Raw genomic sequence first — 15284 nt, 5'->3', positions numbered from 1 at the left:
CACGAAAAATCCGAAACGATATTGGGAACGATACTTGGCATATCATCATCGGGAGGATGAGCCTTGTCGTACGCAGCTTTTGAAAGAGTTGGCGCACAATTGTCGCCAGAGCAGATCACCGATCTACAGAATATTTTCGATGGCGTATGTTTCGAGTGCCTTCAAGATCGCAGCAGCCATGTCGCCAATGAGTGCGCAGCGGTTTTGATCCGAAGCGCCCAGCGCGGCATTCTCGACCATGAAATGTTGCGCGATATAGGGCTTGCTGTCTTACGTCGGCATTGATTGCGCCATTCCGTTAAAAAAGCGCCCGGGTATCTCGGGCGCTTTGCTGTTTGGGCAGGCGAGAGCCGTTTTCCGCTCAGCTTTTTTCCTGCACATGCGCTTCGAGAAACCAGAGCGACTTGTCGAGATCGCGCGAGGCGGCGGTGAAGATGTCGGCCGTCGTCGGATCACCGGCCTCGTCGGAATCGTCGATCGCCTTGCGGATCATGTTGGCCACATCGCCATAACGCTCGATCAGGGCGTCCAGATGGTCATGGATCTTGTAGATATCGGTCGGATAGGCCTTGAGCTTTGTCGTTGAGGAGACCGATTGCAGGCTGCCGAGCGCCGTGCCACCAAGCTGGACCACACGCTCGGCAATCGTGTCGCCGTGATTGTCGAGTTGGGCGCGGAACGTGTCGAGAAGTTCATGGACGGCGATGAATTGCGGGCCCTTGAGGTTCCAGTGCGCCTGCTTGGTGACGAGCGCAAGGTCGATGACGGAAGCGAGCGATTCATTGAGAATGCCGATCACGGTCGACTTGGCGTTGGAAGGCAGGTCGTTCTTCGTCTTGTGCGTCTTCATCGATGTCTCCTGAAGTTGCGGACGGAATGCCGCTTTGGAAAAGTCCGTCGTTTAACGTCCGGGCCTGCGGCCCTGTTCCATGCCAGGCGCTGGGACAGCAAAAATCCTGCACAATCATCGTGTCATTCGTAAAACAGGCAGATGCGTCGGCCGTCTATCTCATTGACGCGGATCGGCATGTCGTAGATGTCCTTGAGGACGTCCGGACGGATGATCTCGTTCGCCGGCCCCTGATGGCGGATGCGGCCTTCGCGCATGGCGATGATGGTGTCGGAATACCAGGAGGCGAAGTTGATGTCGTGCAGCACCAGAACCACGGTCTTCTTCAGCTCGTCAGCGGCGCGGCGCATGATCTTCATCATGCTGGAGGCGTGTTTCATGTCGAGGTTGTTGAGCGGCTCGTCGAGCAGCACGTAATCCGTGTCCTGGCACAGCACCATGGCCACGAAGGCGCGCTGGCGCTGGCCGCCGGAAAGCTCGTCCAGAAACCGGCCGGCAAGGGCTTCGAGGTGCAGATATTCCAGCGCCCGGTCGATATGGACCTTGTCTTCTATGGTGGGGCGGCCCTTGGAATAGGGGTAACGGCCGAAACCGACGAGGTCTCGCACCGTCAGGCGCGAGGAAATGTGGTTGTCCTGCCGCAGGATAGAAAGCCGCTTCGCCAGCGTATCGGATGGGGTTTTGGTCACATCCAGACCGTCCACCGTCACCGTTCCGGCATCCATCGACATCAGCCTTGCGACGATGGAGAGCAGGGTCGATTTTCCCGCCCCGTTCGGCCCGATGATGGAGGTGACGCCGCCTGCCGGAATGGAGACGGAGACGCCATCGACGACGAGGCTGTCGCCATAGGATTTGCTGATCTGACTGGCGATGATCATCGCGCACCCCGTTTCAAAATTAGACCGATAAAGACGATACCGCCGAGAAATTCGATGATGATCGAGAGCGCCGTATCGAAGGCGAAAACCCGCTCCAGCACCACCTGGCCGCCCACCAGACAGATTACGGCGATGAGGATTGCCGCGGGCAGCACATAGGCGTGTTTGCCGTTGCCGGTAAGATAATGGGCAAGGGCCGCGACCAGCAGGCCGAAGAACATGACGGGGCCGACCAGCGCTGTGGAGACGGCGACCAGCACGGAGACCAGCACGAGGATGATAGTGACCGTGCGCTTATATTCGACGCCGAGGCTGATGGCCGTCGCGCGGCCGAGCGAGAGGACGTCGAGCGTGTGCGTGAGCCTGAGCCCGATGATGGTCACCACGCCGATGATGACGGCGGAGACGGCAAGAAGCGTGGGATCGATGGAATTGAAGCTGGCAAACAGCACATCCTGCAGCACGGTATATTCATTGGGGTCGAGCACGCGCTGCATGAAACCCGAGAGGCTGCGGAAGAAGACACCAAAAACGATACCGACCAGCACCAGCAGATGCAGGCTGCGTTCCGCACCGACAAAAAGCCAGCGATAGAGCAGGGCGGAAAAAGCGACGAGCAGGCTGGTTTCAGCGAGAAATTTCAGTTGCGGATCGATCATGACGACCGTTGCCGAGCCGAAAACGAAGATCAGCCCGGTCTGCATCAACACGTAAAGCGAATCGAAACCCATCACCGAAGGAGTGAGGATGCGGTTGTTGGTCACCGTCTGGAACAGCACGGTGGAGACCGCGATGGCATAGGCCACCAGCAAGAGCGACAGAAGCTTGATGCCGCGAAACGGCAACACGAAGCTCCAGCTCCCTTTTGCGCCGAGCGTCATGAAGGCGGCCATGGAGAGGAGTGCGAATGCCGCAAGCACGATAAGAACGGTTTTTGCACGCCGGTCGGGATGTCTCTCACGCATGGTGGCGTTTCCGCAGCAGGAGATAGAGGAAGAGCGCGCTGCCGATGACGCCGACCACGGTTCCGATGGGTATTTCGTAAGGTGCGCGCACGGTGCGGCCGATGATATCGCAGGAAAGTACGAAGACCGCGCCGAGCGTTGCCACCCAGGGCACGGAGCGGCGCATATTGTCGCCGATCATCAGGCTGACGACATTCGGAACGATCAGGCCTAAAAAGGGGATCATGCCGACCGTGACGACGACGACAGCGCTCACCAGCGACACGATGGTGAGGCCGAGCGCCATGACGCGGCGGTAGTTCAGACCGAGATTGGTGGTGAAATCGCGGCCCATGCCTGCCACGGTGAAACGGTCGGCGGCGAGATAGGCGGCGATGGCGAAAAGGAAGCCGACCCACAGCAGTTCGTAACGGCCGCGCAGCACGCCGGAAAAATCCCCTGTCATCCATGCGCCCAGCGATTGCAGGAGATCGAAACGATAGGCAAAGAAGGTGGTGACGGCGGCAATGACGCCGCCCAGCATGATGCCGATCAGCGGCACCAGCAGCACGTCGCGCAAAGGCACCTGCCTCAGGATACGCAGGAAAAGAGCCGTACCGGCGAGCGCGAAAACGGCGGCCACCAGCATCTTGCCGAAGATCGGCGTGTCCGGGGCCAGCAGGGTGACGGTGAGCAGGCCGAGGCCGGCGGATTCGGTGGTGCCCGCCGTCGAAGGCTCCACGAAGCGGTTGCGCACCAGCATCTGCATGATGAGCCCGGCAATCGCCATCGAGCTTCCGGCGAGTATCAGCGCCAGCGTGCGCGGAATGCGGCTGACGAGCAGCACGCGCAGGGCGTCCGCGCTCGTATCCGGTGCGAAGAGCGTGGCGAGCGAGACATTGCTGACGCCGACGAACAGGCTGGTGATGGCGAGCACCAGAGCCAGAAGAAGGGCTGATATGAGGGGTAAGGATTTCACGTCGATGGTGTTTCGAAAATGGTAAAAGTTCAGGCGGCCTTGAGGGTGTTGAGGGGTTCAGACCTGTCCTCCGTCATCCTCGGGCTTGTCCCGAGGATCTGCAACCGATTGATTTTATTCGACGTGATTAGATCCTCGGCACAGGGCCGAGGATGACGCCGAGGGGATGTTTACCCTTGCCAGCCGGCTTCAGGCCTCAATCAAAATCTAAACCGGACAGCAGTGGGACAAGCCCAAGGATGACGTCGCATATGGAGCAGCCTTGGAGAAGATGGTCTATGCCTTCTACGACTTCTTGCCTGAAACCGCGTTATAGACCTGATCAAGCAGGGTGGTGAGCGCCGTATAACCGCTGCTGACGATATAGGCGGCCTGCGGGTCGAGATAAACGATCTGTTTTTTCTTCCAGGCATTGGTCTGGTGCACCAGCTCGTTGTCCAGCACCTGTGCGGCCGCCTTGCCGGGGTCGGTCGCACGGCCGATGCCGGCGTCGCGGTCGATCACGAACAGCCATTCGGGATTGACCTCGGCCAGATATTCGAAGGAGACGACGTCGCCGCGGTCGAAACGGTCGTCGATGTCGGCTGCGACTGGCTTGAAGCCGATTTCGGTGTGCAGCCAGCCGGTGCGCGAACTGGGGCCATAAACGCCGACCTTTCCGGCATTGGTGACGAGGATCATCGCCGTGCCGGAATTGGGTGCGATCTCCTTCAGCTTCGCTACCTTTTCATCGATCATGGCATCGAGCTTCTTGGCTTCTTCCTGCTTGCCGAAGATATCGCCGAGCTTGGTGATGTTGGCTTTCACGCTGCCGATGAATTCCTTGGAATCCACCGACATGTCGATGGCGGGCGTGATCTTCGCAACGTCCGGATATTTCGCCCGCGAACGGCCGCCGACGATGACGAGATCGGCCTCGGCCGCGTTGATCGCCTCATAATCGGGCTCAAACAGCGTGCCGACCTTCAGATATTTTCCGTCGGCATATTTCTGCAGATAGACAGGCAGGTTGGAGCCGACGACACCCGTTGGATCGACGCCGAGCGCATCGAGATTGTCGAGCGAGGGAATATCGAGAACCAGAACTTTCTTCGGGGCCGCTTTCAGCACGGTCTCGCCCTGGGCGTGCTTGATCGTCATGTCTTCGGCATTTGCCGTGATTGCGCCGAGGCTGAAGGCCGCTGCCGCCAGCAGCCGAACGGGGAAGGTGAAGTTGATGGCCACTTATATGTCCCTTGCACTATGTTCCGAGCCGGCGGAAACGATCCCACCGGGTTAACTTGATGTTGGCGATCAGCTTTATTGGCAAGGTCGGCGGAAATCAAAATTATGTTTTAGAACGATTCTGAATTGCGGTGAGCGGGAAATGTGCGGGTGGAAAAGCATGGCCTGCAATCTGTCCGGACGTCATCCTCGGCCTTGTGCCGAGGATCTAATCACGTTGAACAAAATCGACAGGCCGCAGATCCTCGGCACAAGGCCGAGGATGACGGAAGCACCGTTCTCAATCCGGCGGCCAGTCGCCGACGATTGCGCGCCTTTCAAGTTTCAGGGACCGGTCCGGCTGCACCCGATAAGTCTCAATCGCCAGCCGCCCGTCGCCCATGACGAATTCATTGCTGAGCGTGCTGCCGATGGGGGACTTGGTGAGTTTGGTGCGCGGCTGTCCGCCATAGGTGATGCTGCCGGGAATGGGCTCGACATCGGGGGCGGTGGTGCAGCCGGCAAGCGCCAGAACCATCATGATCGCAATAGTGCGCATGTCTTTCTCCTGCGGTTGGCGCAATTCTATCATGGGCGTGTGCGCATGACACATCCCGTTGGCGTGAATAAAAAAGGCCCCGCATCCGGAGATACGGGGCCAGTTGCCTTGGGAGGCTCGTTGGTTCTCAGTCCTCGTTGGCGGCAAGCTGCGTCAGCACGTCGCCACGGCCGCGGATACGCATGATGAGCGGGATGATGAAGGCTGCCGCTGCCACGATGAAGAGGCCAATGGCGATCGGCGAGGTGAACAGCACCGTCGGGTCGCCCTGGCCGATGGCGAGCGCGCGGCGCAGCTGCTGTTCGGCAAGCGGGCCGAGGATGAGGCCGACGACCGCAGGCGCGATCGGATAACCGAAGATGCGCATGATGTAACCGAGAATGCCGAAGGCGAGCAGCATGCCGAGTTCGAAGACCGATGGGTTGGCGCCGATGGTGCCGAGCGTCGCAAACAGCAGGATGCCGGCGTAAAGCCATGGCTTCGGGATGGTCAGCAGCTTCACCCAGAGACCGACGAGCGGCAGGTTCAGAACCAGCAGCATCAGGTTGGCGATGAACAGGCTGGCTATCAGGCCCCAGACGAGCTGCGGATTGGTGGCGAACAGCAGCGGACCGGGCTGCAGGCCATATTGCTGGAAGCCGGCGAGCATGATGGCGGCGGTTGCGGTGGTCGGCAGGCCGAGCGTCAAGAGCGGCACCAGCGTACCGGCGGCGGACGCATTGTTGGCGGCTTCCGGACCGGCCACGCCTTCGATGGCGCCTTCACCGAATTCTTCCGGATATTTGGTCAGCTTCTTTTCGGTGGCATAGGAGAGGAAAGTGCCGATTTCAGCACCGCCCGCCGGCATGGCGCCGATGGGGAAGCCGATCAGCGTGCCGCGCAGCCAGGCTTTCCAGGAGCGCGACCAGTCCTGCGCGCTCATCCAGACCGAGCCCTTGACGGCCTCGACCTTGTCGGGGCCGCTCTGGCCCTGGGCCACGATGAACAGCGTTTCGCCGATAGCGAACATCGCAACCGCAAGCGTCGTCACTTCCACGCCGTCGAGCAGGTCGGGAATGCCAAAGCTCATGCGGGTCTGGCCGGTCAGCTGGTCGATACCGACGATGGCAAGGGCAAAGCCGATGAATAGCGAGGTGAGGCCGCGTAGCGCCGAGTCCCCGAAAGCGGAAGAAACGGTGACGAAGGCGAGCACCATCAGCGCAAAATATTCACGCGGGCCGAAAACCAGCGCCAGCTTGACGATATAGGGCGCGATAAAGGCAAGCGCGATGGTGGCGATGAGGCCGGCGACGAAGGAACCGATGGCGGCGGTGGCCAGCGCCGGACCGCCTCTACCCTTGCGGGCCATCTTGTTGCCTTCGAGCGCGGTCACGATCGAGGCGCTCTCGCCCGGTGTGTTGAGCAGGATCGAGGTGGTCGAGCCGCCATACATGCCGCCGTAATAGATGCCGGCGAACATGATGAGCGAACCGGCGGGATCGAGCCTATAGGTAACGGGCAGAAGCAACGCCACGGTCAGCGCAGGGCCGATGCCGGGCAGAACGCCGACGGCGGTGCCGAGCGTGACGCCGATCAGCGCATAGAGCAGGTTCATGGGTTGGGCGGCAACCTCAAGACCGTGCAGCAGGAATTCAAAGGTACTCATGGGCAGATGTCCCCCAAGTCGAGCAAATGAGCGGGCGGAACGGCTGGCTTTTGCGTCATTGCGCGCCGGCTGTTCCCGTGATCTCGAATTTTGGTCGGAATGGCTGTCAGAAGAACAGCCGCTCCAGAGGCCCGGCAGGCAGCGAAAGCTGCAGCAGCCGCGCGAAGATGAACCAGATGAAGAAGCTGAGCGCGATGCCGATGGGGATCGAATACCAGAGCTTGCGTTTGCCGAAGGCACGCGCCGTAAAGGCAAAAAGCAGGCCGGTGGCAATGGAGAACCCCGCGACGTTGAGCAGCAACATCTGCGCGGCAAGGCCAGCGACGACCCAGATAACCGGGGCGATTTCCTGTTTGTCGCGCGCGGGGAAATCACCGCGCCAGGCCTCGATGGCTGTCCACAGCGCCAGGCCGACAAGACAGAAGCCGATGGCGTAAGGCACCGTCGCCGGGCCGACCGGCGAATAACCGGTGACACTTGCAAGACGGGCGCTGTCCCAGAAGATCACGCAGGCGATGATGACGAGGAAGACGGCGATCGCCAGCGCCGCCCAGTCAGGGCGGCGCTTTTGATGCTGCGAAGGGTTGGAACCCTGGCTCATTTTACCAGTCCGATGTCTTTGAGAATGGTTTCGGTGGCGGCGGTATCCTTGGCGAGCTGTTCTTTGAAGGCGTCACCAGCGAGATAGGTGTCCATCCAGCCCTTGGTCTTCAGGGTTTCCTGCCATTTTTCGGATTTTGCCAGCTTCTCGATGTCGGCATTCACCGCCTTTTCCTGATCGGCGGAAAGGCCGGCAGGAGCCGCCACCATGCGCCAGTTCTGCACGACGACGTCGAGGCCGCTTTCCTTCAGCGTCGGCGCGTCCACGCCGTCCAGACGGTTTTCGCTGGTGACCGCGAGCAGACGCAGCGTGCCCGCCTTGATCTGGCCTTCGAATTCGCCGTAGCCGGAAACGCCGGCCGTCACCTGCGAGCCGAGGATCGAGGCAAGTGCTTCGCCGCCGCCGGAATAGGCGATGTAGTTGATCTTGGTCGGATCGACACCGGCCGCCTTGGCGATCAGGCCAACGGCGATATGGTCGGTGCCGCCGGCGGAGCCGCCGCCCCAGGACACGCTGCCGGGATCCTTCTTGAGCTGGTCGACGAGGTCGCCAATGGTCTTCAGCGGTGAGGACGCCGGAACGACGATGGCTTCATATTCACCGGTCAGACGCGCGATCGGCGTCACTTCCTTGAGGGTGACGGGCGCGTTGTTGGTGAGAATAGCGCCGACCATCACGTAACCGCCGACGATGAGGGCGTTAGGATTGCCCTTTTGCTGGCTGGCGAACTGCGCGAGACCGATGGTACCGCCGGCGCCCGGTACGTTCTGCACCTGCACGCTCTTGGAAATGCCTTCTTCCTGCAGCACGGTCTGCATGGAGCGCGCGGTCTGGTCCCAGCCGCCGCCGGGGTTGGCCGGCGCGATGATGGTGTAATCCGCTGCCGCTGCCGGAAGGGCGATCACGCCCGCCAGAAATGTGCCGATAAGAAAATGCTTCACTTGAAAACCCTCCTCAGGATGCCCTTTTGGGCGTCGTTTTTCGTTTATGCGGGGGGCTTTTTAGACACGCGTGCGCCAGCGCTGAATGCTCAGCGTGGTGACCTGGCAACCGTCCTGAATTTCCTCCCGCATCTTCTTCCGCCTCCACGGAATGAAGAAGGATTGCAGAGCATCACAAAAAGCTGTCATCTAACTGACGCTACGCAAGTCCTTGCGCATTTACTCTCTATTAATTTGTATCGGACGTCTACTGTGGCGTGTGGGATGGCTTTGCTTTGTGCTTTCGATGCTTGTTCCGCCCTCATTCCTGTGGCAAGCACAGGGATGAGGCTATGGGGACGCGCCGGACACAACTCTCACAATCGCGCCCGCCACCATCCGCGCTGATCTCGCCCTCTGCACACGACTGAAATATCCACGGTTCATCGCCCGTTCAGTGCCGTTTTCTATCATCCGTTCAAATTCAAACGGCACCAGCACGGAGCAAGCACCATGACCGACCGCCAACCTCTTCTTTCGCGCCGCAGTTTCGCCGGTCTCCTGGCTCTCGCCCCGCTTTTTGCAGCGGGCGGCGTGGCTGCCGCACCGGCAAGCCTGCGCGGCAGCGTCTCCTATCGCGAGCGCATCGCGCTACCGCCGGGCGCGACCGTCACCGTGCGCCTGATCGATGTTTCGCTGGCGGATGCGCCGTCGCAGACAATTGCCGAAACCACAATCCGCCCGCGCGGTCAGGTGCCCGTGCCCTTCGTGCTGCGTTATGACGACCGCGACATCAGGGGCCGCCGTTCCTATGCGCTGAGCGCCGAAATCCGCGACCGCGACCGGCTGCTCTTCACCACCACGCAGCGTTACTCCGTGCTGACCGGCGGTCGCGACGATACCGACCTCGTGCTGGAGCGTGTGGGCGCTGGTCCCGGCAGACCCGAGCCGGAAGCCAGCATCGACGGGCGCTGGCTGGTGCAGGAGATCCGCGGCGAGCGGGTTCGCGGCCGCCGTCAGGCGACGCTGGAAATTACCCGCGAGGGCCGCGTTTCGGGCAATGCCGGCTGCAACGGCATCGGCGGCGAGGTGAAAATCCGCCGCAACCGTGTCGATTTCGGCCGGATGATTTCCACCCAGATGGCCTGCGCCCCGGACATCATGCGCCAGGAACGGCAGTTCATCGAAGCCCTGGAACAGGCCCGCTCCTTTAGGCTGGAGCCGCGTCGCGGTACGCTGGAACTGATCGACGGCCGCGGCCGTACGGCGATGCGTCTGCGCCGCGCCTGAGGCCGACAACCTGCCGAAACACGCTGCGTCGCCGTGCTGGCCCAAACTGTGCTGGCCCAACTGTGCTGGCCATGGAACATTCCATGTCGCTTCCGGCACGGCGCGCTGCCCTTTCCCGCCCTATGACTTTGGCTGCGTTCGTCTCAACGCTTTGCACCGCCGCAGAGCTGCGCTATGGAACGCGCTGAACTGTGCCGGCTGATGCCGACGCCAAGTCTGTGAGGGAAAACGAATGACATCCTATGTTCTGACCGTAGCCTGCAAATCGACCCGTGGCATCGTGGCCGCGATTTCCGGTTATCTGGCGGAAAAAGGCTGCAACATCGTCGATAGTTCGCAGTTCGACGACCTCGAGACCGGCAAGTTCTTCATGCGCGTCTCCTTCATCTCCGAAGAGGGCGCCTCGCTTGAGGCCATTACCGAAGGCTTCCAGGCGGTGGCGAAAAAGTTTGGCATGGATGCGGATATCTACCCGGACGGCCAGCGCATGAAAGCGATGCTGATGGTGTCGCGTTTCGGCCATTGCCTCAACGACCTGCTCTACCGCTGGAAGATCGGCGCGCTGCCTATCGATATCGTCGGCGTCGTCTCCAACCACTTCGATTATCAGAAAGTCGTCGTCAACCACGACATTCCCTTCCACCACATCAAGGTGACGAAGGAGAATAAACCAAAGGCCGAAGCGCAGCTGATGGAGCTGATCGAGACCAGCGGAACCGAACTGGTGGTATTGGCGCGTTACATGCAGGTGCTCTCGGATGACCTGTGCCGGAAGATGTCTGGCAAAATCATCAACATCCACCACTCCTTCCTGCCGAGCTTCAAGGGCGCCAACCCTTACAAGCAGGCCTATGAGCGCGGCGTGAAGCTGATTGGCGCCACGGCCCATTACGTCACCGCCGATCTCGACGAAGGCCCGATCATCGAGCAGGACACGGTGCGCATCACCCACGCGCAATCGGCCGACGATTATGTCTCGCTTGGTCGCGATGTCGAAAGCCAGGTGCTGGCCCGCGCCATCCACGCCCATATCCACCACCGCACCTTCATCAACGGCAACCGCACGGTCGTCTTCCCGCCGAGCCCGGGAAGTTATGCTTCCGAGCGGATGGGGTGATAACGGCTGCCTGACAAGCCGCCCTGCTACGCCGCTCTTTCCGGACCACCAAACACCACCCGCGCCCTCAGCCCACGCCCGTCCGTGCCATCCTCCAGCGTAAGCCGCCCGCCGAACAGCCCGGCAATCTCCTCGATGATGGCGAGGCCGAGACCGGCGCCGGGGGCGGGGTTGGCTTCGCCGCGTGCAAAACGCTGGCGAACCATGGCGCGCTTTTCGTGTGGTATGCCGGGGCCGTTATCTTCCACTTCCAGCCAGACGGCGCCCGCTTGCCTGCCGACCCGCACGGTGACTTCCGCGCCGCGCCCGGCATAATTGATGGCGTTGGAGACGAGATTGCCAATCAGTTCACCGATGAGCAGCGGCTCAGCCAGAATTGTCGCCTCGCCTTCGCCTTCGAAACCGAGATCGATACCCGCCTCTGCGGCGCGCGGCACGAAATCGGCCGTCACGTTCTGCGCCACAGCCACGAGGTCGATCGCGGAAAAATCGTGTTTCTCACTGGAGCCGGCGGCATCGATATTGGCCATGCGCAGCAGCTGGGCGAGGATATGTTCGGCATGGGCCACCGATGCCCCGCCCTTCAGCGCCGCCGCCTGCGCCTCCTCAAGGCTTGCAGCGCGGGCGGAAAGCGCGAGCTGGGTGCTGATGATGGCAAGCGGCGTGCGCAGCTGGTGGCTGGCATTGCCGGTGAAATGCCGGAGCGCATCGAGCGCCGATTGCAGCCGCACCATGAAGGAATTGACCGTTTCCACCAGGTTTTCCACCTCCACCGGCACGGATTGACGAATGGGGTGCAGGTCGTTCGGGCTGCGCTCGGCAATGGCTTCGCTGAGCCGGTAAAGCGGCCTGAGCGAAATCGTCACCGCGATCCAGACGATGATCGCCGCCCCCACGATCATCAAAAGCAGGCGCAGCGCAGATCGCAGGATGATCGCCTGCGCAAGCTGGCTGCGGGCAATGGTGGTTTCGGCAACCGTGACGGAAAAGGGCACGGAATTGATGCCGGTGGACGCAAACCGTCTGATGGCGGCGACGCGGATCGGCTCATCGCGGAACACCGCATCGCGATAGGCGGGCGTATCGCCATTTTTGTTCTCCACCGTCGGCAGGTTCTGGTAACCGGTGAGGAATTGCCCGTTCGGCCCGTCGACACGGTAAAATACCCGGTCCTGCGCGGCCGATGTCAGCATTTCCAGCGCGACATAGGGAATGTCCACTTCCAGCGAGCCGTCCTCGGCCACAACCACCCGCTCGGCGATGGCAAGTGCGGAACCGGAAAGCACGCGGTCGGAAACGACATTGGCGGTATTGACCGCCTCGCGCCAGGTATCGGTGAGTGCCACGCAACCGATGATGGCGGTGGAAATAAGAAGCCAGCCTAAAAGTCGCCGCCTGAGCGAATAGCCGGCCTGTCTCATTCAGCCATCTCCGGCAGCTTTTCCAGATAATAGCCGATGCCGCGCGCCGTCTTCACCGTCAGCCCGTGGGGGGCGAGCCGCTTGCGCAGGCGACTGACATATTGTTCGATGGCATTGGCGGAAATATCGTCGTCGAAGCCGGTCAGCGACTGCACGATGGCCTCCTTGGCGACGACCTTGCCGGCCCGCATGAACAGCACTTCAAGCAGCGCCACCTCGCGCGCCGGAATATCGAGCGGGCGCCCATCGGCCGAAAAGGTGCGGGAATTGAGATCGAACAGCACCTTGCCGAAACTCAGCGCCGAGGAGCGCAGCCCGGCGTTGCGGCGCAGGAGCACCCGCACCCGCGCCTCGAATTCGGTGATGTCGAAAGGCTTGATCATGTAGTCGTCGGCGCCGAGATCGAGCCCCTTGACCTTTTCCTCCGGCGTGCCGCGCGCCGTCAGAATCAGCACCGCCGCCTTGTCCTGACGTGAACGCATGGAGCGCAGCACCTCAATGCCGTCCATTTCCGGCAGGTTGAGATCGAGAATGACGAGATCGAAACTTTCCGCCGCAATCGCCGCATCGGCGGAAGCGCCGTCGGATACCACATCCACGGCATAACCGCTGCCGCGCAGAAGCGCCGACAACCCCTCCGACAGCACCTGATTGTCCTCGACCAGCAAAATGCGCAAATCGTCCTCCCACAGCATCGCCGAGTTTAACCAGACCCTCAGCGCTTGTGAATGGCCGCCGCCTGCGGCATGATCTTTTCATGCGTATCCGCCTTCTTCTCTGCCTCTGTCTTTGCATGGCCTCGCCGGCGCTTGCCCAGGTCGCCATCTTTCCGGCGCCGTCAGGCAAGGCGGATGCCGAAACGCTGGTCGTCTATTCCTCGCTGGACGAGCCGTTGGCGACGCCGATGATCGAGGGTTTCCAGAAGGCCAATCCCGATATCGCCGTCCATTACGAGGATATGCTGACCGGCGAGATTTACGACCGCATCGTGAAAGAAACCGATGCGGGGAAAAAGACCGCCGATTTCGCCTTCTCCTCCGCCATGGATTTGCAGGTGAAGCTGAGCAATGACGGTTACGCCCAGCGCTCGGATCTGGCCATGAGCGCCCGCTGGCCCGCCTGGGCGAACTGGCGCAACACCGCTTACGCGCTAACTTTCGAGCCGGCGGTTTTCGTTTATCACAAGCCGAGCTTCACCACCGAAAAACCGCCTGCAACCCGCGCCGAATTCGTCGATTATCTCGAACGCCATGCGAAAGAAGTGCATGGCCGTATCGCGACTTACGACATCGAGCGCTCCGGCGTCGGCTTCCTCTTCATGTCGCGCGACCAGGAGCAGTTCGGCGATATATGGAGCGTCATCAAGGCCATGGGTGCGGCGGGCGTGAAGGTCTACTCCACCTCGTCCGCCATTCTGGAGCGTGTCTCGGACGGTCGCTTCGTGATGGGTTACAACATTCTCGGCTCCTATGCGGCGGACTGGGCCTCGCGCCACCCGGATGTCGGCATCGTGCTGCCGAAAGACTATACCGTAGTCATGTCACGCATCGGGCTCGTGCCGGAAGCCGCCGCCAACCCGGCGCTCGGCCGCCGTTATCTGGAATTCTTCATGTCGAAGGAAGGTCAGACGATCATGGCCCGGCAGTTGCAGATCCCCGCCGTCAGTCCGGAAGTGGCGGGCGAAAACACCGCCAACACCATGCAGGCCATCCACGGCGCGCAACTGCGCCCGGTCCCGGTCAGCCCCGGCCTGATGGTCTATCTGGATCAGGTCAAGCGCAGCCGCCTGATCGAGCGTTGGAACGAGGCCTTGCGGTCGCAGTAAGCGTGGAGAATGGCGAATGCTGGAATTCCCCTCATCCTGTGCTTGTCACAGGAGGCTGGGAGAGGCGGGGCAGCCTCTCCTCCCAGGGTCTCAGCCGCGGAAACCGTCCCGCAGCGCTTCGAACCTCGCCAGCTGCTCCGGGCGCAACTCCTTGTTCTCGTCACGGCGGACAAAAATCTTGAACATGGCGCTGCCGGCGGCGTTCATGAACCAGACGGAACAGGAGCGGCGGCCATGGAAGCCGCGATCGACGAAGGTGATGCCGGCACAATTGTCCTTCTTGATGTGACCGCCGATGGGGCTGTCCCCATGGATGTTGAACCAGCCGTGGCTTTCGTTGCCTTCCGGCAGGTGGCCCGGCACTTCGAACACGATGTCGCCGGTTTGCACGATCATCAGGACCTCACCCCAGCCGCGCATCTCGTTCCAGATCGTGTCGAACCGGTCGGCGGCAGCGGAAACGGCGGCGCCTTGCGGCAGGATCGCCAGAATTTCGGCTGGCGTCACCTCGGCCTTGGCGGCGATGGCCTCCACGACGCCGTCAGGCTTTTCGGCGAGTGCAGCGGCGGCGCGGGCCCGCCTCTCGTCGTCGGTCTTTTGGGCTGCAATGCTCATCGGGCGGCCTCAGGCCGCAATCGAACGGCGTTCGCCATTCTTGTCTTCATGGATGATGACGTCGAAACCTTCGAAATGCGGGCCGGAAAGATATTCAACCTTGCCGCGGTTTTCGCCGGCCTTGGCATGGGCGGCGCGGAACTGTTCGGATTTCGTCCAGGCAAGGAAATCGTCCTTGGTGGCCCAGACGGTGTGCGAGGCATAAAGCGTGTGGTCGTCCGCCTTCGGGCCTTTCAGCATGTGAAATTCGATATAGCCCGGCAATTCGCTGAGGTGCGATTTGCGCTCGCGCCAGATGGATTCGAAGGTTTCTTCATAACCCGGCACCACGCGAAAGCGGTTCATTGCGATAAACATGAAAGTCTCCCTTTAAGTTTCCAGTTTGAGTCAGGATATCCAGCCGAGGGGAGGTTGGGAAGGGGGGCACGACAAAG

The 15284-nt window shown here is 61.2% G+C and carries 17 protein-coding genes; 4 read left to right on the top strand and 13 right to left on the bottom strand.

Annotated elements, in window-relative coordinates; genetic code table 11:
- The first annotated feature begins 63 nt into the window (after positions 1–63).
- A complete protein-coding gene (locus tag ACQZ48_RS10790) occupies positions 64–285 on the top strand; it encodes a hypothetical protein (protein ID WP_004443464.1) in 222 nt (73 codons plus the stop codon).
- A gap of 76 nt (positions 286–361) precedes the next feature.
- Here ACQZ48_RS10790 and dps read toward each other — a convergent pair whose 3' ends face one another.
- The 9 genes from dps to ACQZ48_RS10745 all read right to left on the bottom strand — a co-directional run bounded on the left by dps (position 362) and on the right by ACQZ48_RS10745 (position 8603).
- Entirely contained in the window at positions 362–850 is a 489-nt protein-coding gene (gene dps, locus ACQZ48_RS10785; protein ID WP_137410887.1) for a DNA starvation/stationary phase protection protein Dps, read from the bottom strand.
- Positions 851–972: 122 nt separating this feature from the next.
- Positions 973–1731, bottom strand: coding sequence for an iron ABC transporter ATP-binding protein (locus ACQZ48_RS10780; RefSeq protein WP_191217818.1), 759 nt, complete (start codon positions 1729–1731; stop codon positions 973–975).
- Positions 1728–2696 carry an iron chelate uptake ABC transporter family permease subunit gene (locus ACQZ48_RS10775; protein WP_191217819.1) on the bottom strand — a complete coding sequence of 323 codons (969 nt, stop codon included), beginning with the start codon at positions 2694–2696 and terminating at the stop codon, positions 1728–1730. Before ACQZ48_RS10775 ends, ACQZ48_RS10780 begins: the two co-directional genes overlap by 4 nt.
- Positions 2689–3654 carry an iron chelate uptake ABC transporter family permease subunit gene (locus tag ACQZ48_RS10770; protein ID WP_173990089.1) on the bottom strand — a complete coding sequence of 322 codons (966 nt, stop codon included), beginning with the start codon at positions 3652–3654 and terminating at the stop codon, positions 2689–2691. Before ACQZ48_RS10770 ends, ACQZ48_RS10775 begins: the two co-directional genes overlap by 8 nt.
- 285 nt (positions 3655–3939) lie before the next feature.
- Positions 3940–4878, bottom strand: coding sequence for a siderophore ABC transporter substrate-binding protein (locus ACQZ48_RS10765; protein ID WP_137410883.1), 939 nt, complete (start codon positions 4876–4878; stop codon positions 3940–3942).
- A gap of 280 nt (positions 4879–5158) precedes the next feature.
- Complete coding sequence (locus ACQZ48_RS10760; RefSeq protein ID WP_077981386.1) at positions 5159–5416, bottom strand: hypothetical protein; 258 nt, start codon at positions 5414–5416, stop codon at positions 5159–5161.
- A gap of 127 nt (positions 5417–5543) precedes the next feature.
- A complete protein-coding gene (locus ACQZ48_RS10755; RefSeq protein ID WP_077981387.1) occupies positions 5544–7061 on the bottom strand; it encodes a tripartite tricarboxylate transporter permease in 1518 nt (505 codons plus the stop codon).
- Positions 7062–7167: 106 nt separating this feature from the next.
- The gene (locus ACQZ48_RS10750) at positions 7168–7662 is read right to left on the bottom strand and encodes a tripartite tricarboxylate transporter TctB family protein (RefSeq protein WP_077981388.1); all 495 of its coding nucleotides are present in this window, start codon (positions 7660–7662) and stop codon (positions 7168–7170) included.
- Entirely contained in the window at positions 7659–8603 is a 945-nt protein-coding gene (locus ACQZ48_RS10745) for a Bug family tripartite tricarboxylate transporter substrate binding protein (RefSeq protein WP_142913607.1), read from the bottom strand. Before ACQZ48_RS10745 ends, ACQZ48_RS10750 begins: the two co-directional genes overlap by 4 nt.
- A 492-nt stretch (positions 8604–9095) precedes the next feature.
- Between ACQZ48_RS10745 and ACQZ48_RS10740 the strand changes: the two genes are divergently transcribed.
- Both ACQZ48_RS10740 and purU read left to right on the top strand, forming a co-directional pair.
- On the top strand, positions 9096–9872 hold the full coding sequence (locus ACQZ48_RS10740) for a YbaY family lipoprotein (RefSeq protein ID WP_448728805.1): 777 nt from the start codon (positions 9096–9098) through the stop codon (positions 9870–9872).
- A gap of 232 nt (positions 9873–10104) precedes the next feature.
- Positions 10105–10989: a formyltetrahydrofolate deformylase gene (gene purU / locus ACQZ48_RS10735; RefSeq protein ID WP_137410880.1), complete on the top strand. Its 885-nt coding sequence runs from the start codon at positions 10105–10107 to the stop codon at positions 10987–10989.
- A 26-nt stretch (positions 10990–11015) separates the two neighbouring features.
- Here the strand turns inward: purU and ACQZ48_RS10730 are convergent, their stop codons facing one another.
- Both ACQZ48_RS10730 and ACQZ48_RS10725 read right to left on the bottom strand, forming a co-directional pair.
- Entirely contained in the window at positions 11016–12410 is a 1395-nt protein-coding gene (locus ACQZ48_RS10730) for a sensor histidine kinase (RefSeq protein ID WP_173990085.1), read from the bottom strand.
- The gene (locus ACQZ48_RS10725; RefSeq protein WP_003491888.1) at positions 12407–13087 is read right to left on the bottom strand and encodes a response regulator; all 681 of its coding nucleotides are present in this window, start codon (positions 13085–13087) and stop codon (positions 12407–12409) included. The genes ACQZ48_RS10730 and ACQZ48_RS10725 overlap by 4 nt, the downstream gene beginning before the upstream one ends.
- A gap of 80 nt (positions 13088–13167) precedes the next feature.
- Between ACQZ48_RS10725 and ACQZ48_RS10720 the strand changes: the two genes are divergently transcribed.
- Positions 13168–14235 carry an ABC transporter substrate-binding protein gene (locus ACQZ48_RS10720; protein WP_077981599.1) on the top strand — a complete coding sequence of 356 codons (1068 nt, stop codon included), beginning with the start codon at positions 13168–13170 and terminating at the stop codon, positions 14233–14235.
- A 90-nt stretch (positions 14236–14325) separates the two neighbouring features.
- Here ACQZ48_RS10720 and hutX read toward each other — a convergent pair whose 3' ends face one another.
- Both hutX and ACQZ48_RS10710 read right to left on the bottom strand, forming a co-directional pair.
- Positions 14326–14850, bottom strand: a complete 525-nt coding sequence (hutX, locus tag ACQZ48_RS10715; RefSeq protein ID WP_142913610.1) for a heme utilization cystosolic carrier protein HutX — start codon at positions 14848–14850, stop codon at positions 14326–14328.
- Between the two features lie 9 nt (positions 14851–14859).
- On the bottom strand, positions 14860–15207 hold the full coding sequence (locus tag ACQZ48_RS10710) for an antibiotic biosynthesis monooxygenase family protein (RefSeq protein ID WP_003522597.1): 348 nt from the start codon (positions 15205–15207) through the stop codon (positions 14860–14862).
- Positions 15208–15284 lie beyond the last annotated feature (77 nt).

This window comes from Agrobacterium sp. 22-209-1 (assembly GCF_053522485.1).
Note: the sequence above shows the minus strand (reverse complement) of the source record. Positions and strands in the feature narration are given on the sequence as shown.